Raw genomic sequence first — 23,395 nt, 5'->3', positions numbered from 1 at the left:
GGGAGCAATCGCTCCCTTTTTAGTTGGGCTGTTACAAAATAACCATCATGGCAATGTATAGCAATGCCAAGCCGGTGGTTCCCATAACCCCGCCAATTTTGATCAAATCTTTAGTTTCAATAAAACCGGTAGAATAGGCGAGGGCGTTGGGCGGAGTACTGACAGGCAACATCATGCCTAACGACGCCGACAGCGCGACAATAATCAACAATGTGGTGATTCCACCATCGCCATCTAAGCCACTTAAGCTGGTAGCTACCGCCGCTGCTATAGGCATAATTAAGTTAGCTGTTGCAGTATTTGACATAAAATTAGCCATAACCACACAGACTATCGATAGCACTACAATCACCGCTAAAGTCGGCATGCTAGAGAAGTCGATTGAGGTGGCGATTTTTGCGGCTAAACCGCTTTTTTCTAAGGCCATGCCCATAGCGATACCACCGGCTACTAACCACAATACATCCCAGTTAAATAGCTTTAAGTCGTCTTTACCGATTACGCCGGTAAGGGTGAACACAGCGAGTGGAATAATCGCCACCACGTAGCTGTTCATGCCATGCCAAGCGGTACTTAACCACAATAAAATAGTTAAGGCGAAAGTAGCGTAAACAATGTAGGCGCGAGTACTTTTTTGAAAAGTCCCTTTAAGATTTAGCTCCAAAACTCCGGTTTTTGATGGGTAAAGTTTACATAGTAAAAACCAAGCAATAGCGAGCTGAATAATCACAAAGGGAATACCAAAAGCCATCCAAGACGCAAAGGTAACTTGGCCTTCAGGAATATATTGCAGGGCGATGGCGTTAGGTGGAGTACCAATAGGAGTACCAATACCACCGGTATTGGCAGCAACTGGAATCGCCAAAATAAGCCCTTTCATGCCGAGATCGTTGCGCGGGGCTGCGGCAATAAGTGGGCCTACAATAGCGAGCATCATGACCGTGGTGGCAGTATTACTCATAAACATGCTGAAGATGGCGGTAATCAGCATAATGCCTAACATAATCATTGGGATGCGTTTGCCGAACGGTTTGAGTAGCACTCGTGCAAGGTTGTTATCTAGTTCAAACTTAGATGCCGCAATGGCTAAAGCAAAACCCCCCATGAATAAGATAATGATGGGCGAAGAGAAGGCATTAAAAATACTGGTGTAAGGCAGTAAGTCGCCCATTGGTGCGCTGCCATTATCGGCGATAAACACACTAATCCCTTGATTGGAAATAAGTACTAACTCAAGGGTAATGATCAGTAATGAGGTGGCAAATACCGGCACTGGCTCAAAAATCCACAGCAAAGCCGCCATTACAAAAATGGCAATGATTCGATGCTGTACTATGGTGAGGTCAGCTAAAGGAATTGCGCTGGTAGGCAGCGCCAAAATAAGTAGGGGAACAATTAAACAAACCAACAGCTTAAGGTGTTTATGCAAGGCCATGTTCTAAGATCTCTGAGCTAATTATTTGAAATAACGGTTTTTTTAAAGCTCTACGATACCCAAAGCCTCAACTAAGAATTGAGAGATACATCTAATTGTGGGTAGGCGATGTCTATGCTATTCGCCTTAAACTTGTCGTTGATCAAAGTGTACAACTCATGGGTCATCGGTAAGCGATAACGCATCTCACTTACATAGACTCGCATCTCGAATTTCATGCCGTTGTTAGTATATTCGGTGAAGTAAATTTCAGGTTGTGGGTTGGTTAATACTAAGCTGTTTGCTTCCACCGCTTCTTGCAATATCTGTGTCACCAAGTTGTTGTCGGAACCTTGTTTAACTTGCACCATGAGTACCACACGAGTTATTGGATCGGTCAATGACCAGTTAATAAACTGCTCGGTGATAAAGGCCTTGTTGGGCACAATAATCTCTTTTCTGTCCCAATCCACAATGGTGGTCGCGCGAGTTTCAATGTTGGAAATAGTGCCTGTTAGTTCGCGAATGGTGACGGTGTCGCCAATTCGAATGGGTTTTTCAAATAAGATGATTAAACCAGAAATAAAGTTGGCAAAAATTTCTTGCAAGCCAAAACCCAAACCAACGGTGAGAGCTGCCACTAACCACTGTAATTTAGACCATTCAATACCGAGTAATCCAAAGCCACTGAAGATACTAAATAGAATCACCATGTAATTGATCATTGTGGTGATGGCAAAGCCCGTTCCTGGGTTTAACGACAAGTGCTGCAATACCATTAGCTCTAACAAGCCTGGCAGGTTGCGAATCAACAGCATGGCAAAGAAGAATACTAATAGGGCTGAACCCAGTGAGCGTAGAGTAATTTCGTTGACCGCTGCCACGCCCGCGCGGCTGGTATTACTTTCCCATAAGGTAATATTATCTAGGAAGGAGAAAGCGCTGGTCATTTCAGACCAGCTAAACAGCAGTACTAATACCAGCGCTAAGATTAACGCGGCGCGCAACAACCCTAAAGATTGAGCGCTAATGGTATCTAGATCGATGACGGGTTCTTCAATCGCTTCAACAAAGCCTTCACTAGATATACTTGGATCTTCGTCTTCGGCGTGGCGTTGGGCAATCATCTCTGCGCGGCGCACCTTGGCGCGGTCAAAGGCAATTCGGCGACGTTGCAGTAACATCCAGCGATGAATAAGCAGGTAGCTAAGCATAAATACCACGGCAATAATAAAGCTCAGCACCACTTGCCAATATACGGTAAACGCAGTGGCAAAAAAGCCTGCGGCAGATGCCAAGGCCGCCATTAAAGGAATACTAATTGCCGCTCCCCAAATAAGCTTTTTGGCCAGTTGTGGTGCTTTAAAAATATCTAAACGGTAGTTAACCGGAAGCTCGATACGGTAAATACTGTGAAAGCCGTAAGCTACCCATAACAGCAGCCCGATAAAGGCTAAACGGGCTAGACCACTGTAAGCTGGTTGGCTGGTTTGTAGAATACAAAGGTTAAGAACAAAAACCAGCGGCAGGCTAATGTAAACTAAACGGCGAATAAGGGTAATAGCCTGCTGAATGTTGACCAGTGGCCACTTAAAGTGGGTATTGAGCAGACCGTTTTTCTGGCAAAACTGCTGCAGCAAATGGAATAGCCATAATACTAGTGCTACGTTGATTAGCGCATCACCAACATCCCGAGAAAAGGCATATTCCCACTTGTAGTTTAGGGCGAATCCAACACTTCCAATAAACAGGGCTAAGGGAGTGGCTAGCGCTGCACTAAGTAATAGATTCGACAAGGTATAGTGAAATTTATCGCGGGTAATGTTGCCGGTTTTAGAGTCAATACGTTGTAAATAGCCCTTTAACCAGTGCATTTTTAAATGACGCACATACACCATGCTTGCCGCCACCAAACTTAACCAAACCAGCCATAACCAAGATAAGTTTTGAATCGAGAGTTTCAGCTGTTTGAGTTGTTGGATATTCAATAACCAAATAACAGATTGGCGAACATCACTAAAAAAGCTGAGGTCGATGGCTTTTACATCTGCAGTCCAAAACAGCTCTTGATTGGCTTCTTGGTTAATAATGCGCAGTTCGTCATTGAGTTTGGAGTAATCTAGCTTTAGACGGGCTAATTCAAATAAACGAGAATCTAATTCAAGTTGATATTTATCGGATAGTTGCTGATTGAGTTTGAGGTGTTTGCGCAGTATCTGTTGCTGTTCGTCACTGAGGGATGCAATAAGCTGCTGTTTAGCCTGTTGTTGGGCTTGGCTACGCAAAGTGTAAATTAAGTTTTGGTGGCGATGTTTGCTAATCCTCACTTCAATAATTTGTTGTTCTATGGGCGCTAAGGTTTTTGCCTTGGGTAAGCTGCTGATCTGTTCACGCAAATATTCGCCATAAGAGCGGGTTACTTTTAGCCACGATACCTGTTCTTTGAAGTTGGCAAAGGTGAGTTTAATGTGCTCTAACTCGTTGTTAGCGTGTTGCTGCAGCAGAGCAATTTGCTCGCTTTGGTCAAACAAGGCCGACAATTGGCGTTGAATATGTTGGTTTTGATCCACGACCTCTTTCACGAGGGGCAGTTCTAAAAGCTCGGGCGCGGTAAAGGCTAACTGCTCTGATAAACGTTTTGCTTCGGCGCGATGTTCTTGAGATAGGCGATTTTTTAGTTCTTCAACAATCCGTTTTTGAGAAAATTGTTGGCGCTGTAACAGGCTTATCTCTAGTTGCAGTAGTTCATTACGTTGGTTGGCACTTTGTGCGGCTAGCTCTAACATGGCTAATTGAGCAGTTAAGCTTGCTTCGTTCACTTGTGTGCGAACGCGTTGGGCTTCTTCTACTTCGCTAAGCACACCAAATTGCAGAGCCTCTAGCTTGCTTCGCAAGGAGCTTAGTTGCTGACGCAGTGGACCACTGCGCTGGTGGTGCTCACTAACATCTAAATCTATGGCGAATTGGCGCTGTTTAAGTTCATCAATACGGGCACTGCTGCTGTTAAGTGTGGCTTGCCAAGTGTTTAGTTGTTCGGTGAGTTGATTAGAATTTAGCGTATCTAGCTGACTTATTTCAGGTGCTTGATACTGGTTAAGCTGGTCTTGTAAATCTTTACGCAGCCGCGAAAAATTATTAATAATGCTACGGTAATATTTGGCTTTTTCTCGGTAGTCATTGCCTTCTTTAAGCAAAGCTAAAGATTCTTCATAAATCAGCTGTTGCTGCTGAGTATTGAGGTTACTGGGTTGGGTATCTAAGGAACCAATTAAGCTTTTTAAGTGGTTTTCGCCACCCACGTTCGCTTGAGCCGCCATACAAAATATCAGTAAAGGTAAAGCAAGCCAGCGGAGTAAAAGCGTTGGTTTCATTCGTTAGGAGCCAAATTAAGTGCGCTAGTGATTGTTATTTATTTTATATTAAATAATTGAATTAGCGTAATAATAAGCAGAATTGAATCAGTCTTGAAGGGCTAGCCTTCAAGACTTGGTAGTATTTTACTGGGCTTTACTGGCGAAATGAGTGCCCATTACGGTGCTCACTGTTGGCGCGAGTGACTGTTCAAACTCAATGGCATCTTTAGCAAATAGCATTACCACGGTTGAACCCAGCTTAAAGCGACCCATTTCAGCACCTTTATCTAGGCTAATATCTTGATCAGAGTAGTCCCAAGTAAACACCTGCTTGCTGCCTGGTGGCGTTACTGTGCCAGACCAAATGGTTTCAATGCTAGCAACAATAGTGGCGCCGACCAATACCATGGCCATAGGGCCAAACTCAGTATCAAAAATAGCCACTACGCGTTCATTGCGGGCAAACAAGTTAGGCACATTAGCGGCAGTTAGCGGGTTAACCGAAAACAGTTGGCCAGGCACATAGACCATTTTTCGCAGCTTACCCTTACAAGGCATATGAATGCGGTGGTAGTCTTTTGGGGCTAAATAAATAGTGGCAAAGTCACCATCGTTAAATGCTTCGGCAAGCTCTTTATCACCACCAAGTAACTCTCGCGCACTGTAATCATGGCCCTTAGCTTGAATAATTCGGCCATGCTGAATAGGTCCTAATTGGCTTACTGCGCCGTCTACTGGATGGGCCAAATTAGAGTCGCCATCTACTAAAGGGCGAGTGCCTGGTTTTAGTGGACGAGTAAAAAACGCATTAAAACTGGGATAGGCACTAGGTTCGCTGTTTACCGCATCGTTCATGTCTACTTGGTAACGATTAATAAACTTTTTAATCACCCAATGAGTGAGTTTTCCTGCTTCGGCTTGGGCCAGTTTACCCACTAAGCGAGATAAACCATGCTGTGGAAAGCAGTACTGGGCGGCAATTTTAATTTTGTCTAACACTCTATATTCTCATGGTCTGGTGAATTATTTTTTCCCGGGAATCGCCCGTGAAGGTTTGTTACTTTCCATTGTTTCTAATAAACGCTGGTAACTATCAAATCGCTGCTGCGAAATTTTGCCAGAGTCTATCGCTTCTTGCATAGCACAACCAGGATCACCTTGGTGCTTGCAGTCACGAAAACGGCATTGATTCAGCCAAGGACGAAACTCAATAAAGCCCCACGCAACACGTTCATTTTCTAAGTGCCACAATTGGAATTCGCGAACGCCGGGGGAGTCAATTAATCTGCCGCCACATTCTAAATGATACAAACGCGCGGTAGTGGTGGTGTGTTGGCCAAGCCCAGATACTTCTGAGACTTCTTTGGTATCAATGCTTTGTTCAGGCAATAAGCTGTTAACCAATGAACTTTTGCCAACACCCGACTGCCCAACAAAAATGTTGGTTTTGTTGGTCAGTTGCTGAGTGAGAGCGTCTAAGCCTTCGGCTTGCTTGGTACTGGCAAAAATGACCGTGTAACCGAGTTTTTGGTAGTTTTCGAGCTGAGCCTCAATGGCTTGACGCTGCTCTAGATCTAATAAATCAACTTTATTGAGCAAAATGATCGGCTTTAAATCTACATCTTCTACTGCCACTAAATAGCGATCGACAATGTTAGTAGAGAACTCGGGCAGTACTGCAGAAACAATCACGACTTGGTCGATGTTAGCGGCAATGGCTTTAATTCCATCGTAAAAATCTGGGCGAGTGAGTACTGAGCGGCGCTCATGGCAGGCTTCAATAACGCCTCGAATGCCAGATTGCTCTTCGTTACCAGCGCGCCATACCACTTCGTCTCCGCTGACTAAGGAGCCAATTGAGCGGCGCATATTACAACGGAAAATTTCCCCACTGTTTGATTCAACATCGGCATGTTGACCAAAGCGGCTGATAATAGTTCCTTCTTGTTGGGGACCTAATTGGTCGTCCAACCATTGGTGACTATCTTCTTTTTTGAGGCGCTTTTGTTGGTTGCTTCGCACGCGGCGAAGTTGACCTTGGCTCAGTTTCTTTCTCTTGGTCACGAAAACTACTATTCAAGTAAGTGTAATAAATCGCTATGATACCGCTTATCAAAAAGATTTGCGGAAAATATTTCCACATATAAATAGGGTCAACATGACTGTTAGCGAACAGAATTTAGTTTGGGTTGATATGGAGATGACTGGTCTCGAGCCCATCAGCGATCGCGTATTAGAGATCGCTACCATCATTACCGATGCTCAATTAAACATACTTGCAGAGGGGCCAGTGATTGCTGTGCATCAATCTGATGATGTATTAGCGGGTATGGATGAGTGGTGTACTAATACTCACACCGGCTCTGGTTTAGTTGACCGGGTGCGAGCTAGCACAGTAAACGAGCAGCAAGCTACAGAGCAAACTATTGCTTTTATCAAGCAATGGGTGCCTAAAGGTGTTTCGCCGATGTGTGGTAATAGCATTGGTCAAGACCGCCGTTTTATGCACCAGTATTTGCCTGAGCTAGAGCAGTTTTTTCATTACCGAAATATTGATGTAAGCACGGTGAAAGAATTAGCGCGCCGCTGGCAGCCAGAAATTCTTGATGGCTTTACTAAAAGCGGAACTCACTTAGCGCTAGATGATATTCGAGAATCTATTGCTGAAATGCAGCACTATCAAAAAACCTTCTTTAAACTGGGCGAAAACTAAACAAACAGTTTAAGAGCTGTAATTATTTTAATTGCAGCTCTTGCAAAGGTAAAAATTCCTCGTATAATTCGCAGCCCTAAACAACGTGAAGCCAAGGCTTAATGCTTGTTTAGTTGTAACGCTTGGTGTTGCAAGAAAGAATAAAGCGGCACTAGCTCAGTGTGGATATAAAGAGTAGCGCAACCTTGGTTGAACTCTCTGCACACTAAATAGTGATTAAAGCGGCACTAGCTCAGTTGGTAGAGCGCAACCTTGCCAAGGTTGAGGTCATCAGTTCGAACCTGATGTGCCGCTCCAAATTAAAAGCTTTAGTCATCACCAAATGACTGAGGTTTAAAAAGCAGTACTAGCTCAGTGTGGATATAAAGAGTAGCGCAACCTTAGTTGAGCACTTGAACACACTAAATAGTGATAAAGAATAAAGCGGCACTAGCTCAGTTGGTAGAGCGCAACCTTGCCAAGGTTGAGGTCATCAGTTCGAACCTGATGTGCCGCTCCAAATTAAAGCTTTAGTCATCACCAAATGACTGGAGAACTAAGAAAGATTCCAGCTAAAATATACTTAGCGAAGAATTAAGCGGCACTAGCTCAGTTGGTAGAGCGCAACCTTGCCAAGGTTGAGGTCATCAGTTCGAACCTGATGTGCCGCTCCAAATTAAAGCCCTGCATCACTGATGCGGGGCTTTTTTATTGCCTAGAATAAACATTTTTGGCTCTTTGCATTAAGCTAGCAGAATATCTTTCTTTAATAACTAGGCATTCGATGGATCAGCTTGCTCAAATAAAACAGGCGCTTCGCAAACATGCCGATGCTGAAAAGGCCGCTTTTATCCCTCGATACTTTCAAGCCTACGCAGGTGGATACGGAGAAGGTGACCAGTTTTTAGGTATTCGTGTTCCCGATATTCGCAAGGTTGCTAAAACTTATCCGCTAGCCATAGAAGAGTTGGATGAGCTAATTCGCTCGGCGTTTCATGAAGAACGCTTTTTTGCTTTAGTGGTGTTGTGTAGCCATTATCAAAAATCAAAGACACTGAGTCAGCAACAGCAGGTAATTGATTTTTATTTGCAGCATGTCCAATGGGTGAATAATTGGGATTTGGTAGATTGCTCGGCGCCCAAAATCGTTGGCCCGTATATTTGGCAACAGCAAGATAAGGATTTGTTAGAAAGGTTCGCTGCAAGTGACAGTATGTGGCAGCAACGCATTGCCATGGTGAGTTGCTTTTATTACATTCGACAAAATGACAGCCAGCTGACGCTATCTTTAGCCGAACGTTTTCGCACTCATCACCATCCATTGATGCATAAAGCGGTGGGCTGGATGCTGCGAGAATTAGCCAAACGAAACCAACATGCTATTGAAGGATTTTTGCAGCAACATCTCAATCAACTGCCTCGAGAGTTGCTGCGATATAGTATAGAGCGCTTTGATGAACCTTTGCGTAAGGCCTATTTAAGCGGAGACATTCTTAAATAGTTAACATTGATGCTGCGCGTAAATGGCCGCGCCTACAATGCCTGCTTGGTTTAAGCCTTGAGCTGGCAGGGCTTCCGCTTTAAGGGCCAGTTGCTCTGAGTACTTATCAAACTTTTTGCTGGCTCCACCGCCAATAATGAAACAATCGGGCGACATTAAAAACTCTAAGCGCTGTAAATATAAGTTGAAGCGCTTGCCCCACTTTTTCCAGCTAAGCTCTTCGGTTTCTCGCACTCGGGCACTGGCATAATGCTCAGCCACTTTTCCCTCAAGAATAATATGGCCAAATTCGGTATTAGGTAATAGCTCGCCATTGACAAAAACGGCGCTGCCTAAGCCGGTACCTACGGTAATAATGGCCACCACACCTTGATGATTTACACCCGCACCAAACGCCATTTCAGCCATGCCTGCGGCGTCTGCGTCGTTTACCACATAGCAGGGGCAATCGGTATACTCTGAAAACAAGGCTTCAACATTGGTACCAATCCAGCTTTTATCGATGTTAGAAGCGGTTTGCGCCACGCCATGACTCACCGTAGCTGGGAAGCCGCAGCCAATAGGCCCTTGCCAGGCAAAGTGCTCAACCATTTCTTTTAAGCAGGTGGCAACCGCCTGAGGAGTGGCTGGTTGTGGTGTTGCGATGCGGTGTCGTTCACTAATCAACTGACCCGTATTTGAATTAACGATGGCGGCCTTAATGCCTGTGCCACCTATATCAACGCCAAGTAAGTGCATGAGCTGCTTCCCATTATTTTATTCTAAAAAAGTGTAACAGAACTTAATGGCTCAGGGCATTAAGCATCTCGAGTTAATCCTTTTTCTATAATACGGATCAAACGTGCGGTTTTTCGTGAAGCTTTGCTGGCTTTGGCCAATTGTTGCTTAATGGCCCAATCAATATGCTCTTGTACAACGTCGCTAACATCTTGTTTTGACTGTAAGTCTTGAATGGCTTGTTCTGAGTAACTGGCATTACCTAAGGCAATGGCTATGTTTCGCAACCATTGCTGGTGGCCAATACGGCGAATGGGTGAGCCCTCGGTTTTCTTAAGAAACTCTGTTTCTGTCCATGCAAAAAGTTGTAATAGCGTGGGTTGGTCGAGCTGTTCGCGGGCAGCAAAATCAGCTTCTTGAGTTAGCTGTGCGTAACGGTTCCAAGGACAGGCCAATTGGCAGTCGTCGCAACCATAAATACGATTGCCCATCAGGGGGCGCAGTTCTTCGTCTATCACACCGTCGTATTCGATGGTGAGGTAAGAAATACAGCGGCGTGCGTCTACCTGATATGGCTCAACAATCGCTTGAGTTGGGCAAATGGTGATACAGGCTACGCAATCTCCGCACTGCTCTTCAACTGGTTGGTCAATGGGCAGCGGTAAATCTACAAATAGCTCACCTAAGAAAAACCAAGAGCCCGCATCTTGATTAATCACCAAGGTGTGTTTACCGGTCCAACCCAATCCTGCTTTGCTGGCTAACTGGCGTTCCATTACTGGTGCAGAGTCCACAAAAGGGCGCATATTTAGCTGCTGTTCGCAGTAATCATTAATCGTTTTACCTAAGTGGTTCAGGCGTTTGCGCATTAGCTTGTGATAGTCGCGGCCCAATGCATAACGGCTAATGTAGGCTTGTTCGGTTTTACTTAGGCTTTGGGCAAACTTGGCATCTTCGGGCAAGTAGTCCATGCGCACAGAAATAACCCGTTGAGTGCCTTCGTGCAATAGTTCAGGGTGTTTACGTAACTCGAGGTTTCGCGCCAGATAGTCCATTTCGCCGTGGTAGCCTTTAGCTAGCCATTGCTCCACGGATTGATGATGTTGACTAAGATCCACATCTGTTATGCCGATCTGTTGAAAACCTAGCGATTTAGCGGTTAGCTTGATATGTTGAACAAGCTGTTTTAGGTCAATTTCGGTTGGTATGGGCATGGCTCAAAAGCACGATTTATTTTCTTACAGTTTACCACAGACTTTATGGCGCGCCGAAGTAGTGAAAAGCCAAGAGGCCGTGATTGCCGATAAGCTAGGTATCAGCTTGTCACTGCTGATGGAGCGGGCCGGACAAGCCGCCTTTGAATATTTGCAGGCTACGTGGCCAAGTGCGCAAAAACTATTGGTATTAGCGGGTGGCGGCAACAATGGTGGCGACGCTTACGTAGTTGCTCGTTTAGCGAAACAGTCTGGTCAGCAAGTTCAAGTGATTGATCTTGGTAGCAAAACAGGCAAGCCCAGTGAAGCTGGTGCGGCAAAAGATGCTTGGGTAACTGCTGGCGGTAAGCTTGAGACATTGGATGAGCTTGACTGGCAGTGCGATGTGATTATTGATGGTGTGTTAGGTACCGGTATCACTGGCTCGCTTCGCCAGCCTTTATGTGACTTATTTGCCAAGGCTAACCTCGCTACAGCGCCAGTGTTGAGTTTAGATTTACCCTCAGGTTTGTGTGCCAATACTGGTCGCAACTTAGGCGCAGTCATCAGCGCGAATGGCACCATTACCTTTATCGCCGCCAAACAAGGTTTGTTTACCGGCCATGCAGCGGAATATGTCGGTGAGTTGGTATTTGCTGGTTTGGGCATTGACCAACAATTTGAGAAATACAATGTAAGTGATGTTTCGCGGGTTGAGGTGAGCGAATTAACTCAAATGCTGCAGCGTCGTTCTAAAACAGCACATAAAGGACAATTTGGCCGGTTGGCTGTGGTGGGCGGAAACAAAGGCATGCCAGGGGCTATTCGCATGGCCGCCGAAGCCAGCTTGCGAACCGGTGCGGGTTTGGTCAATGTATTCACTCACCCTGAGAATTCACCGGTCGTTAGCGCTGGTCGGCCCGAATTAATGGTAGCGGGTATAGGGCTTGAACAGACAAAGCTATTGGCTGAATCACTGAAGCCATCCCGCTGTGTCGTGATAGGCCCAGGGCTCGGCCAAGATCAATGGGCGAAATTGTTGCTAACTGAAACCTTTAAGCAAACTGTACATTGTTTGGTTGATGCCGACGGGCTTAATCTTTTAGCACTAGCGCCGCTGCGTCGAAATGATTGGGTTTTGACTCCACACCCAGGTGAAGCTGCGAGACTGTTAGCTTGCTCTGTGGCAGATATTGAGGGTGATAGAATTGCAGCTGCACGCCATATCCAGCAAGCTTTTGGTGGCGTTTGTGTGCTTAAAGGTGCTGGAACCATCATTGCTGGGAATGACGGCAAAGTAAAAATTTGTAATGTTGGTAATCCAGGCATGGCATCTGGTGGGATGGGAGATGTTTTGTCTGGTATAATCGGCGGCTTAATGGCCCAATTTGCAGTGCAGCATTCGTTATTTGATATTGCCTGCCTTGGGGTGAGTATTCATGGAATGGCTGGAGATCTAGCCGCAGCGCAAGGCGAGAGAGGCATGTTAGCCTCAGACTTGATGCCTTATATAAGACAATTAGTGAATCCAGAACTGTAATGAAAACGTGGCAAATTGAACTAAACGACGCAGATGCAACTGTTGCCTTAGGTGAGTTACTGGCAAAAGCCTGCCAGCAAGCAAGTGTTATTTACTTAGAGGGCGAGCTTGGCGCGGGTAAAACCACCCTTACTCGAGGCTTTATTCAAGGAAAAGGGCACAAAGGTAAGGTGAAAAGTCCCACTTACACTTTGGTGGAACCTTATCAACTAGATACTTGGCGGGTTAATCACTTTGATTTGTATCGCTTGGCCGATCCTGAAGAGTTAGAGTTTATTGGCATTCGAGATTATTTTGCCGACGACTGTCTATGTTTGGTGGAGTGGCCAGAAAAAGGACAAGGCTTTTTGCCTGAGGCAGATTTGCAGGTTGAGCTGGTCTACCGCGGAGAGCAACGCAGCGCCGTAGTAAAAGCTTTTAGTGAGCAAGGAATAGAGATTGTGGAGTGGTTAAGTAAACATGGTACATAGCCTTAAATTGAGCCCTTGGATGGGCTTATTTTTGTATTTTGTATGCGGCTTAGCGATGGCTAATGCAAATGTATCTGGGGTACGAGTGTGGAGCAGCCCGGATAATACGCGTATTGTATTAGACTTGTCGGGCGCTCCTGAATTTAAACACTTCAACCTCACCACGCCGAATCGTTTGGTACTGGATTTAGAAAACAGCAAAATGCTGGCTGAGCTAAGTAAGGTAGAATTATCGGGCTCATTGGTTAATAAAATTCGAGCCAGTACTCCAAAGGCGAAAGGTGATTACCGTTTAGTCATTGAGCTTAGTCAGGCGGTTAACCCTACTATCTTTGCGTTAAAACCTACCGGCAACTACGGCCACCGCTTAGTGATTGATTTACCAGACAAAGTAGGTACAGCTCAAACCAAGAAAAAACAGCAGCAAATATCCAAAGCGAAAAACCAACAGCAGTTAGCGGGAAATAGGGACATCATTATTGCGATTGATGCAGGCCATGGTGGCGAAGACCCTGGTGCTATTGGTAACCGTAGAACCTACGAGAAAAACATTACTTTAGCGATTGCTAAGCGCGCTCAGCGTTTGATTAATCAAGAAAAAGGCCTAAAAGCGGTGTTAGTTCGCGAAGGCGATTACTTTGTTAATCTGAATAAACGCTCGCAAATTGCCCGCAAAAATAAAGCAGACTTTTTAGTCTCTATTCATGCTGATGGCTTTACCTCTTCACAACCTAAAGGCGCGTCTGTTTGGGTGGTGTCTACTCGCCGAGCTAAAAGTGAAGTAGGCCGACATTTAGAAGATCACGAAGCTGAGTCAGATTTGCTAGGCGGAGTAGGCGAGGTAATGGGCAGTGTAGAAAATGATGCCCACCTTAACTTTGCATTAATTGATATGCAGATGGACTACTCGATGAATACCGCCTACGAGGTGGCCAAAAAAGTATTGAGTGAGCTGGGTAAGGTAACTAGTTTGCATAAGAAGCGCCCTGAACATGCAAGCTTAGCGGTGCTTAAGTCTCCTGATATTCCTTCTATCTTGGTAGAGGCTGGCTTTATTACCAACCATAACGAAGAGAAGCTGCTTAAAACTGGCAATCATCAAGAGCGCATTGCTAAAGCCGTGGTTAAAGGTATTAAAGCCCATTACCGTGCCAAGCCTCTTGCCGGGACGCTGTATGCGCAAACCTACGGAGTGAGAAAACACACCGTGAAAAAAGGTGAGTCTTTGTCGGTGTTAGCTGCGCGTTACAACACCAGTGTGGCGGGCTTGAAAAAAGCCAATAAACTATCTTCTAATACTTTAAAAATTGGTCAAGTGCTGACCATTCCTAACAGTTAAATGGCTATTCAAATACTGCCCGCGCAGTTGGCTAACCAAATAGCCGCAGGTGAAGTGGTTGAGCGCCCGGCGTCAGTGGTTAAAGAGCTGATTGAAAACTGCTTGGATGCCGGTGCCACTCGTATCGATATAGAAATAGATAAAGGCGGCGCTAAACGCATTCTTATTCGAGACAACGGTTCAGGCATTGTTAAAGACGAGTTAAGTCTTGCATTAAGTCGTCACGCTACCAGTAAAATAGATAACCTTGACGATTTAAGTGCCATTGCAACGCTAGGTTTTCGTGGTGAAGCGCTCGCCAGTATTAGCTCGGTATCGCGCTTGAGTTTAAGCTCGCGTACTGTAGAGCAAGAACAGGCTTGGCAGGCCCAAGCCGCCGGTCGAGATATGCAAGTAAGTTTGCAGCCCTGTGCTCACCCGGTGGGCAGTTCTGTAGAAGTATTAGACTTGTTTTTTAATACGCCCGCACGGCGTAAGTTTTTGCGCACCGAAAAGACCGAATTTTCTCATATTGATGAGTTGTTAAAGCGCTTAGCTTTGAGCCGTTTTGATGTGGCGGTAAGCTTAAAACACAATGGTAAATTGATTCGCCAATACCGTATTTCTAAAGAGCTCGATAAGCAGTTAAAGCGAGTAAGTACTGTTTTGGGTGTGCCATTTACTCACCATTGTTTGCATCTAGACAATCAACATGATCAGCTACGTTTACATGGCTGGTTGGGTTTACCTGAAGTGGCTCGCGCCCAAAACGACCAGCAGTACTTTTATGTAAATGGTCGAATGATGCGTGACAAGCTACTACAACACGCAATTCGCCAAGCTTTCGCGCCGTATCTGGGTGATGACCAGCATGCTTGTTATGTTTTGTATTTAGAGCTGCCTTTAGACCAAGTAGATGTAAATGTTCATCCCGCTAAGCACGAAGTGCGATTTCATCAAGCTCGTTTGGTGCATGACTATATTGTTCAAGTATTGGGATCGGCCTTAAGCAAAATTCCTCAAGCCAATCAAACCGCAGAGCTAGATTCTCACTGGACGAATGAAACAAGTGATAATGATTTTTCTACGCCAAGTGTTTCTCATGGCTACACCGCAACACCCGCTCCACGGGCGTCGTCACCAACAAGTGTCAGCACGGGCGGAGATAATCGTCATGCTTACCAATCTAATTTACATCGTGCAGAGCCGCCTAGCGTTCAAGAGCTAAATGCGAACAATCAATGGCTAAATACCAGCGCTAGTTTTACATCCAACTCAGCTTCACCGGCTGTAAAGCCTGCGGCTGAGTCAGTACTATACCCGCTGCATTTAGACGCTAATGGCTACTTATTGGCTCGCCACCAACAGCAACTTGTGATGATTGATGTGTGGGCAAGCCAGCAGCATTTAGCGTTTAAGCAGGCGTTAGAGCAATGGCAGCAAGGTTTAGATAGTGTTCCGCTGTTATTGCCACTAAAGCTAAATATTGAGCCAGATTTACTCCATTTAGTTAAACAACAAAACGATTCACTGCGTCGTTTAGGTTTTAGTTTTAACTTAGTAAACAAGCAACAGCTAATTGTTGCTCAAGTACCCAAGCTATTCAGAAAAGTGGATTTTGCCTTGTTGATACCTAGCTTGTTGTTGGCGATGAGCCAATTACCTGATAGCGAATGGCAACAACCAGAGGCTTTGTTAAGTGGTTTGATCAAACTGCAAAACAAACCTAATGATTTTGCTTGGCAGCAGGCAGTAGAGTGTTGTCAGGGCTTACAACAGATTTATGCCGATGAGCTACCGAGTACATTTTGGCGACTAGTGGATTTATCTCCTTGTATCGCGGGGTTTGCCAATGAGTAATACATTACCGGTTGTTACGTTGATGGGGCCAACGGCGTCGGGCAAAACCGCGCTAGCTATTGAGCTTCATCAACAACAAGGTTTTGAGTTAATCAGTGTCGATTCCGCGCTAATCTATCGTGGAATGGATATTGGCACCGCTAAACCAACTGCAAAAGAGCAAGCCTTGGCCCCTCATGCCTTAATTGATATTTGCGACCCCACTGCGGTGTATTCTGCTGCAGACTTTCGTAAAGATGCGTTAGCAAAAATCAGTGAGATTCATCAGCGCGGTAACATCCCCTTATTGGTGGGGGGAACCATGTTGTATTTTAAAGCTCTAGTGGAAGGCATTGCTGATTTACCTGAAGCAAATCCGTTGTTACGCGAACAAATTCAACAAGAAGCTGCATTAGGCTCTTGGGAGCTTTTGCATCAGCAACTAGCAGGTTTTGACCCAGTAAGTGCGGCCAGAATTAGCGTTAATGATCACCAACGTTTGCTGCGCGCAATTGAAGTTTACCGACTGAGGGGGAAATCTTTAACCGAGATTAATCAGCAGCCACTGCCTGAATTGCCATTTAAAGTGCATCAATTTGCTATTGTGCCGAAAGAAAAAGCGCAGTTGCACAGTCTCATTGAACAACGATTTACAATAATGCTTGAACTTGGTTTCGAAGCTGAGGTCGAAGCGCTGATGCAAAGAGGAGATTTGGATTTAAGCTTACCCTCAATGCGTAGCGTTGGGTATCGCCAAATGTGGCAATACCTCAGTGGTGAAATAGATTACGATGAAATGGTTTTTCGCGGCGTTGTAGCCACCAGGCAGTTAGCCAAGAAGCAAATGAACTGGTTAAAATCGTGGTCATCGTTGACCTGGTTAGAAAGCGCAAACCCGGAAAACAACAAAATTATTACTAAATCGCTAAGTGATACTTGAAAATGTCGCTATAAGGCTCCAACTTAGTGGTATATAATCGAATTTGATCTGTGCCAATTAATTAATAAGAAAAAAGGAACAATAACATGGCGAAGGGGCAATCATTACAAGACCCATTTTTGAATGCGTTACGACGTGAACGCATTCCCGTTTCAATTTATTTAGTAAACGGTATTAAGTTGCAAGGCCAAGTTGAATCATTTGATCAGTTTGTAATCTTGTTGAAAAACACTGTCAGCCAGATGGTATATAAACATGCTATCTCTACTGTGGTTCCAGCGCGCGCTGTTCCACACCACACCCCAGTACCTGGCGAAACCAAAACCGAAGAGTAGAATATTGCGAAGGCACCTTAGCCTTGGTGACTACCAAGGAGTAGAAAAGCTTGTTTGACCGTTATGAAGCAGGTGAACAAGCCATCTTAGTCCATGTAAACTTTAATGACGAAGATGAGCGAGAAGACCTGCAAGAACTGAAGATGTTAGTCAGTTCTGCAGGCGTTAACGCAGTTGCTACCATCACCGGTAGCCGAGTTTCCCCTCATCCCAAATATTTTGTGGGTGCGGGTAAAGCTGAAGAAATTGCCGAATGTGTTAAAAGTGCCCAAGCGGATGTGATTATTTTTAATCATGCTTTATCGCCAGCACAAGAGCGAAATCTAGAAATGCTCTGTGAGGCTCGGGTACTTGATCGTACAACCCTCATATTAGACATATTTGCTCAACGCGCACGCACCCACGAAGGTAAGTTACAGGTAGAACTGGCGCAGTTACGGCATATGTCATCTCGACTGATTCGCGGCTGGACTCACCTAGAAAGACAAAAAGGTGGGATTGGCTTACGTGGGCCAGGTGAAACGCAACTAGAAACAGATCGCCGCTTACTCCGGGCGCGTATTAAACAAATTCAACAGCGTTTAGAGAAAGTAGGTAAACAGCGCGAGCAAGGGCGCAGAGCCAGGCAGCGCGCAGAATTACCCACGGTTTCGTTAGCGGGTTATACCAATGCGGGTAAATCCACATTGTTTAATCAAATCACCGAATCCAAGGTATATGCAGCTGACCAATTGTTCGCAACGCTGGATCCAACCTTAAGAAAAATAGACATTGAGGACGTAGGCAAGGTAATTCTTGCTGATACGGTAGGCTTTATTCGCCACCTTCCTCATGATTTAGTCGCAGCATTTAAAGCAACTTTAACCGAAACACGAGAAGCTCAACTATTATTACATGTGATTGATTGTAGTGATGAAAGAATGGCTGAGAATATCGAACAGGTTGAGGTAGTATTAGAAGAGATCGGTGCGGGAGAAATTCCATTTTTGCAGGTATTCAACAAAGTTGACCAGCATCCCGATATGGCGCCACGCATAGAGCGTGATAAAGAAGGTTTACCCCAAAAAGTGTGGGTATCAGCGTTAACGGGAGAAGGGTTGCCACTTTTGTACAAGGCAATCAGCGAACGTTTAGTTGGTGAAATGGTTAACCACACTTTGCGTTTACCACCAAGCGAAGGTCGCTTGCGTAGTCGTCTATATCAGTTAGACTGCGTAGCAGGTGAACGCTTAGACGATGAAGGAAATATCGTTGTTGATATTCGATTAGATGCTATTGCTTGGCAGCGGTTGGATAAGCAATTTGACCATAATTTAGAAAGTTTTATTGCTCAATGTGAGTAGGCATTAACTTTAACTTCTGGAGACACAGATGGCCTGGAATGAGCCTGGCAACAAAGGTGGCGGCGGTGACCGTGACCCTTGGGGCAATAACAATAAAAATGGAAATCAGGGTCCCCCTGATTTAGATGAAGTGATCACCAAACTTACTCGTAAGTTTGGCGGTATCTTTGGCGGCGGCAAGAAACCATCAGTTGGCGGTGGCGGCGGTGTTAGCGGCTTTGGTATTGCTGTTGTGCTAGTGATCTTGGCCGTTATTTGGGTAGCAAGTGGTTTCTACACAATTAAAGAAGCTGAACAAGGCGTTAAGCTTACCTTTGGTAAGTACGATGCGGAAGCGGGTCCTGTTGGACCTGGTCTTAATTGGAAAGCTACCTTTGTTCAAGAAGTTATTCCGGTAGATGTAGAGGCAATTCGTTCATTGCCTGCATCGGGCTTTATGTTGACTGAAGACGAGAACGTAGTTCGCGTTGAAATGGATGTTCAATATAAGGTTATTCAACCGCATAACTACTTATTTAGCGTAACTGCACCAGATGACAGTTTGGCGCAAGCTACCGACAGCGCATTGCGTTATGTTATTGGTCATACAACGATGGATGACATTTTAACAACCGGTCGTGAAGTAGTGAGAAGCGAAACCGAAGAGTTACTGAATAAGATCATCGAACCTTACAATTTAGGTATCGAAGTGGTTGACGTTAACTTCCTACCGGCTCGCCCGCCGGAAGAAGTAAAAGATGCCTTTGATGACGCGATTTCTGCCCAAGAAGATGAGCAACGTTTCATTCGTGAAGCTGAAGCTTATCAACGTGAAATTGAACCACGAGCTCGTGGTAGAGTTCAGCGTATTGAGCAGGAAGCTCAAGGTTACCAAGAGCAGATTGTGTTAAGAGCGCAGGGTGAAGTGGCACGTTTTGAACTGTTACTGCCTGAATATGAGTCTGCACCAGACGTAACTCGCCACCGTTTGTATTTAGAAACGATGGAAGAAATTTATGGTAAGTCGAACAAGGTGTTGATTGATGCGTCAAACAACAGCAACATGTTGTATTTACCTATCGATAAGTTAATGGACCAGGGTCAACAGCCTAATCAGCGCAAGTCTAGCTCTAGCAGCAAGTCTTCAACGATTAGTTCTGAACCAGCCAGTTCAATTCCTTCTCGTCCTTCATCTTCTAATATTAGAAGCAGTGAACGCACTACTTCGGGGAGAAACTAAGCCATGAAACAGTTAGCTATTTTTGGCGTAATTTTAGCCTTGTTAGTGGGCTACTCTTCGATATTTGTGGTTCAAGAAGGTGAGCGTGGGATTGTTATTCAGTTTGGTAAAGTAAAACGTACCGCTGAAGGTGATACCAAGGTCTACTCTCCAGGCTTGCAATTTAAAGTACCGTTTATTGATTCTGTACGTACTTTGGATGCGCGTATTCAAACCCTTGATGGGAATGCAGACCGCTTTGTAACCTCTGAGAAAAAAGACTTAATCATTGATTCTTACGTAAAGTGGCGAATTGCAGACTTTTCTCAATTCTACCTATCGACTGGTGGTTCGGTTATTCAAGCTGAATCGCTATTAAAACGTAAAATCAATAATGGTCTGCGTAGCGAGATTGGTGCGCGTACTATTCGCGACATCGTTTCTGGTGAACGTGGTCAAGTCATGGAAGATGCTTTAAAACGTATGGCGCGTTCTTCAGAGATAGGTATTGAAGTTACCGACGTACGTATTAAGCAAATTAACTTACCAGACGAGGTAAGTAGTAGTATTTACCAACGTATGCGAGCAGAGCGTTTAGCGGTTGCTAAAGAGCACCGTTCGCAGGGTCAAGAGCAAGCCGAAATCATTCGTGCCAATGTTGACCGTCGCGTAAACGTGTTATTGGCTGATGCTGATAAGCGTGGACGCGAAATGCGTGGTGAAGGTGATGCTACCGCTGCTAAAGTTTATGCTGACGCGTTTACTAAGAACCCTGAGTTCTATAAGTTCTGGCGTAGTTTAATGGCTTATCGCACCAGTTTTGATAATGGCGGAGACGTGATGGTGTTAGAACCTGACAGCGAATTCTTCCGTTATATGAAAGAACCCGCGAAACCATAACACTGAGGGCCCAGTTTTACACTGGGCTTTTTTATGACTGATTCAATTTTATTAGCGCTGGCTCTAGTATGCCTAATGGAAGGCTTAGGGCCTTTGTTATTTCCTAAGCGCTGGAAACGCCTACTAAAATTAATTTCAGCAATGCCAGCGAGCAATATTAGGCAGATTGGTCTTAGCTTGGTGGGTGTTTCTATTATACTCTTCTATGTGATTAATCTTTGACCTTGGCATAGAAAATCGGTATAACTTGCACCCCTTGACTGTCCGATTTCTGCTAGAATCGCTTTTTAACTGAGACGACAAAAGACAATGGGAAAGAACGTAGTGATCCTTGGCTCCCAATGGGGAGACGAAGGCAAAGGTAAGATCGTTGACTTACTTACCGACAAATCAAGCTATGTGGTTCGCTATCAAGGCGGTCACAATGCTGGTCACACCTTAGTTATTGACGGCGAAAAAACCGTCCTCCACTTAATACCATCTGGTGTTCTTCGTGACAACGTTACCTGTATTATTGGTAATGGCGTAGTACTGGCTCCTGATGCGCTATTTAAAGAAATGGCTATGCTCGAAGAGCGTGGCGTTCCGGTAAAAGAACGCCTGGTAATCAGTGAAGCTTGTCCTCTTATTTTGCCTTACCATGTTGCCTTAGACATGGCGCGTGAAAAAGCGCGAGGCAAAAACGCAATTGGTACTACTGGTCGTGGTATTGGCCCTGCTTATGAAGATAAAGTTGCTCGTCGCGGTTTACGCATCGGTGATTTGTTCGACATGGAGCAATTTGCTACCAAGCTAAAAGAAGTGATGGAATACCATAACTTCCAACTTAATCATTACTATGACGCACCAAGCGTAAGTTATGACGAAGTGCTTGAGCAAATGACTAAAATGGCACCAGTGATTACAGCTATGGTAACCGATGTTACTGATATGCTTGATCAGGCGCGCCGCCGCGGTGATTCAATCATGTTTGAAGGTGCTCAAGGTACCTTGCTTGATATTGACCACGGTACTTATCCGTTTGTAACCTCGTCTAATACTACTGCTGGTGGTGTTGCGACAGGTAGCGGGTTTGGCCCTTGCCACTTAGATTACGTATTAGGCATTACCAAGGCTTACACAACGCGTGTAGGTTCTGGTCCATTCCCTACCGAGCTAGACGATGATATTGGCCAACACCTAGGTGTTAAAGGTCATGAGTTTGGCGCAACAACTGGCCGTAAACGTCGTTGTGGATGGTTGGACGCGGTAACTATGCGTCGTGCTGTACAAATTAATAGTTTATCTGGTTTATGTCTAACTAAATTAGATGTTCTAGATGGTTTAGAAGAGCTTAAAATTTGTACTGCTTACAGAATGCCTGATGGCAAAGAGCTTCGCGTACCGCCAATGGCTGCTGAAGGCTACGAAGTCGCTGAACCAGTGTATGAATCAATGCCTGGCTGGTCTGAAAACACCTTTGGTGTAACCACTCGTGAGCAATTGCCACAAGCTGCGTTAAACTATATTGCTCGTATCGAAGAACTGTTAGAAGTGCCGGTTGATATTATTTCAACAGGGCCTGACCGTGTTGAAACGATTATTTTACGTCATCCATTTGCGTAGTTAATCGAGAACAATAAAAAAGGCTGCCATCGGCAGCCTTTTTTGTGTCTAGCTATTTTAGTTTAAGCGGCGCGGTCTGCGGCAATATTGGCTAAACTCATTAAGGCTTGCTTATACTCGCTATCTTCGATGATGCTCAAGGCATCAATCGCTTTTTGCGCTTCTTCAGCAGCGCGAGCTCTGCAATATTCTAGGGCTTGGGTTTTGTCTAAAATGGCCAATATTGTCTCTAGCTGATCGCGTGAACCACCTTGAGTGATGGCATCGGCGATCACTGCTTTATCGGCTGGCTCAGCCTTATCCATTGCATAAATAAGCGGAAGGGTGGGTTTGCCTTCTGCAAGGTCATCACCCACGTTCTTGCCCATTTCCGCTTGGTCTGCCACGTAATCGAGAACATCATCCATTATTTGGAAGGCTGTCCCTAAGTACTTGCCATAGTCTTGCATGGCGAGTTCTACCTCAGGGCTCTGTTCGCCGATCACAGCGGCTAAACGCGTGGCTGCTTCAAACAGTTTTGCCGTTTTACAGTAAATGACTTCAAAGTAACGTGCCTCGTCCGTGTCGGGGTCGTTACAGTTGATTAACTGTAAAACTTCGCCTTCAGCAATGACATTGGTAGCGTCAGCCAGAATGTCCATTACTTTGAGGTTTTGCAGTTGGGTCATTAGCTGAAAGGAGCGAGAATAGAGAAAGTCGCCAACCAACACGCTGGCCGCATTACCAAATCGTGCATTCGCAGTATCTTTGCCGCGGCGCAACTCGGATTCATCCACTACATCGTCGTGTAACAAGGTAGAGGTATGGATAAACTCAATGATAGCGGCTAGCTTTACGTGTTGCTGTTGTTGGTAACCTAAGGCTCTAGCAGCCAATACCGTCAATAAAGGACGGATTCGTTTACCGCCGCTATTTACGATATAGAAAGAGATTTGGTTAATGAGAGCAACATCTGACTCGAGCTCTTTAAAGATCAACTCGTTTACTGCAGACATGTCTTGATCAGACAGCTTTTTTATCGCATCCAATTGCATAGT

20 protein-coding genes and 3 tRNA genes are annotated in these 23,395 nt (G+C 45.0%); 16 read left to right on the top strand and 7 right to left on the bottom strand.

The window, feature by feature from the left end; all coding sequences use genetic code 11:
* Positions 1–31: 31 nt before the first annotated feature.
* From ACLD71_RS02650 to rsgA, 4 genes are all read right to left on the bottom strand, one after another.
* Positions 32–1,435, bottom strand: coding sequence for an SLC13 family permease (locus ACLD71_RS02650; RefSeq protein ID WP_137674334.1), 1,404 nt, complete (start codon positions 1,433–1,435; stop codon positions 32–34).
* Positions 1,436–1,506: 71 nt separating this feature from the next.
* The gene (gene mscM / locus ACLD71_RS02645; protein ID WP_137674333.1) at positions 1,507–4,785 is read right to left on the bottom strand and encodes a miniconductance mechanosensitive channel MscM; all 3,279 of its coding nucleotides are present in this window, start codon (positions 4,783–4,785) and stop codon (positions 1,507–1,509) included.
* Positions 4,786–4,911: 126 nt separating this feature from the next.
* Entirely contained in the window at positions 4,912–5,766 is an 855-nt protein-coding gene (asd, locus tag ACLD71_RS02640; RefSeq protein WP_137674332.1) for an archaetidylserine decarboxylase, read from the bottom strand.
* Positions 5,767–5,790: 24 nt separating this feature from the next.
* Positions 5,791–6,831 carry a small ribosomal subunit biogenesis GTPase RsgA gene (gene rsgA, locus ACLD71_RS02635; protein WP_411992852.1) on the bottom strand — a complete coding sequence of 347 codons (1,041 nt, stop codon included), beginning with the start codon at positions 6,829–6,831 and terminating at the stop codon, positions 5,791–5,793.
* Positions 6,832–6,925: 94 nt separating this feature from the next.
* On the opposite strand from rsgA, the gene orn reads away from it, so the two are divergent.
* The 5 genes from orn to ACLD71_RS02610 all read left to right on the top strand — a co-directional run bounded on the left by orn (position 6,926) and on the right by ACLD71_RS02610 (position 8,960).
* A complete protein-coding gene (gene orn / locus ACLD71_RS02630; protein ID WP_411992850.1) occupies positions 6,926–7,480 on the top strand; it encodes an oligoribonuclease in 555 nt (184 codons plus the stop codon).
* Between the two features lie 221 nt (positions 7,481–7,701).
* Positions 7,702–7,777: transfer RNA gene (locus ACLD71_RS02625), tRNA-Gly, on the top strand.
* Between the two features lie 126 nt (positions 7,778–7,903).
* Positions 7,904–7,979 (top strand) — tRNA-Gly (locus tag ACLD71_RS02620).
* Between the two features lie 78 nt (positions 7,980–8,057).
* Positions 8,058–8,133: transfer RNA gene (locus ACLD71_RS02615), tRNA-Gly, on the top strand.
* Between the two features lie 110 nt (positions 8,134–8,243).
* Positions 8,244–8,960 carry a DNA alkylation repair protein gene (locus ACLD71_RS02610; RefSeq protein ID WP_411992848.1) on the top strand — a complete coding sequence of 239 codons (717 nt, stop codon included), beginning with the start codon at positions 8,244–8,246 and terminating at the stop codon, positions 8,958–8,960.
* On the opposite strand, the gene ppgK is transcribed toward ACLD71_RS02610, so the two are convergent.
* Positions 8,961–9,698 carry a polyphosphate--glucose phosphotransferase gene (gene ppgK, locus ACLD71_RS02605; RefSeq protein WP_411992846.1) on the bottom strand — a complete coding sequence of 246 codons (738 nt, stop codon included), beginning with the start codon at positions 9,696–9,698 and terminating at the stop codon, positions 8,961–8,963.
* A 59-nt stretch (positions 9,699–9,757) separates the two neighbouring features.
* Positions 9,758–10,891, bottom strand: coding sequence for a tRNA epoxyqueuosine(34) reductase QueG (queG, locus tag ACLD71_RS02600; protein ID WP_411992844.1), 1,134 nt, complete (start codon positions 10,889–10,891; stop codon positions 9,758–9,760).
* On the opposite strand from queG, the gene ACLD71_RS02595 reads away from it, so the two are divergent.
* From ACLD71_RS02595 to ACLD71_RS02545, 11 genes are all read left to right on the top strand, one after another.
* Positions 10,890–12,410, top strand: a complete 1,521-nt coding sequence (locus ACLD71_RS02595) for an NAD(P)H-hydrate dehydratase (protein WP_411992842.1) — start codon at positions 10,890–10,892, stop codon at positions 12,408–12,410. The two genes, queG and ACLD71_RS02595, sit on opposite strands and share 2 nt — an antisense overlap.
* Positions 12,410–12,880 carry a tRNA (adenosine(37)-N6)-threonylcarbamoyltransferase complex ATPase subunit type 1 TsaE gene (gene tsaE, locus ACLD71_RS02590; protein WP_411992840.1) on the top strand — a complete coding sequence of 157 codons (471 nt, stop codon included), beginning with the start codon at positions 12,410–12,412 and terminating at the stop codon, positions 12,878–12,880. Before ACLD71_RS02595 ends, tsaE begins: the two co-directional genes overlap by 1 nt.
* Positions 12,870–14,219: an N-acetylmuramoyl-L-alanine amidase gene (locus tag ACLD71_RS02585; RefSeq protein ID WP_411992838.1), complete on the top strand. Its 1,350-nt coding sequence runs from the start codon at positions 12,870–12,872 to the stop codon at positions 14,217–14,219. The genes tsaE and ACLD71_RS02585 overlap by 11 nt, the downstream gene beginning before the upstream one ends.
* The gene (gene mutL / locus ACLD71_RS02580; RefSeq protein ID WP_411992837.1) at positions 14,220–16,058 is read left to right on the top strand and encodes a DNA mismatch repair endonuclease MutL; all 1,839 of its coding nucleotides are present in this window, start codon (positions 14,220–14,222) and stop codon (positions 16,056–16,058) included.
* Entirely contained in the window at positions 16,051–16,977 is a 927-nt protein-coding gene (miaA, locus tag ACLD71_RS02575; RefSeq protein WP_411992835.1) for a tRNA (adenosine(37)-N6)-dimethylallyltransferase MiaA, read from the top strand. The genes mutL and miaA overlap by 8 nt, the downstream gene beginning before the upstream one ends.
* An 86-nt stretch (positions 16,978–17,063) precedes the next feature.
* Positions 17,064–17,312, top strand: coding sequence for an RNA chaperone Hfq (gene hfq, locus ACLD71_RS02570; protein WP_137674321.1), 249 nt, complete (start codon positions 17,064–17,066; stop codon positions 17,310–17,312).
* 50 nt (positions 17,313–17,362) lie between these two features.
* Positions 17,363–18,655: a ribosome rescue GTPase HflX gene (gene hflX, locus ACLD71_RS02565; RefSeq protein WP_411992833.1), complete on the top strand. Its 1,293-nt coding sequence runs from the start codon at positions 17,363–17,365 to the stop codon at positions 18,653–18,655.
* 28 nt (positions 18,656–18,683) lie between these two features.
* The gene (hflK, locus tag ACLD71_RS02560; protein WP_137674319.1) at positions 18,684–19,874 is read left to right on the top strand and encodes an FtsH protease activity modulator HflK; all 1,191 of its coding nucleotides are present in this window, start codon (positions 18,684–18,686) and stop codon (positions 19,872–19,874) included.
* Between the two features lie 3 nt (positions 19,875–19,877).
* Complete coding sequence (gene hflC, locus ACLD71_RS02555) at positions 19,878–20,753, top strand: protease modulator HflC (RefSeq protein ID WP_137674318.1); 876 nt, start codon at positions 19,878–19,880, stop codon at positions 20,751–20,753.
* A gap of 33 nt (positions 20,754–20,786) precedes the next feature.
* Positions 20,787–20,975: a DUF2065 domain-containing protein gene (locus ACLD71_RS02550; RefSeq protein WP_137674317.1), complete on the top strand. Its 189-nt coding sequence runs from the start codon at positions 20,787–20,789 to the stop codon at positions 20,973–20,975.
* 87 nt (positions 20,976–21,062) lie between these two features.
* Complete coding sequence (locus tag ACLD71_RS02545) at positions 21,063–22,358, top strand: adenylosuccinate synthase (RefSeq protein ID WP_411992831.1); 1,296 nt, start codon at positions 21,063–21,065, stop codon at positions 22,356–22,358.
* Positions 22,359–22,420: 62 nt separating this feature from the next.
* On the opposite strand, the gene ispB is transcribed toward ACLD71_RS02545, so the two are convergent.
* Positions 22,421–23,392, bottom strand: coding sequence for an octaprenyl diphosphate synthase (gene ispB, locus ACLD71_RS02540; protein ID WP_411992830.1), 972 nt, complete (start codon positions 23,390–23,392; stop codon positions 22,421–22,423).
* Between the last annotated feature and the right edge of the window lie 3 nt (positions 23,393–23,395).

The organism is Agarivorans sp. DSG3-1, assembly GCF_046774965.1.
GTDB lineage: Bacteria > Pseudomonadota > Gammaproteobacteria > Enterobacterales > Celerinatantimonadaceae > Agarivorans.
This window is presented reverse-complemented; position numbering and strand designations above follow the sequence as displayed.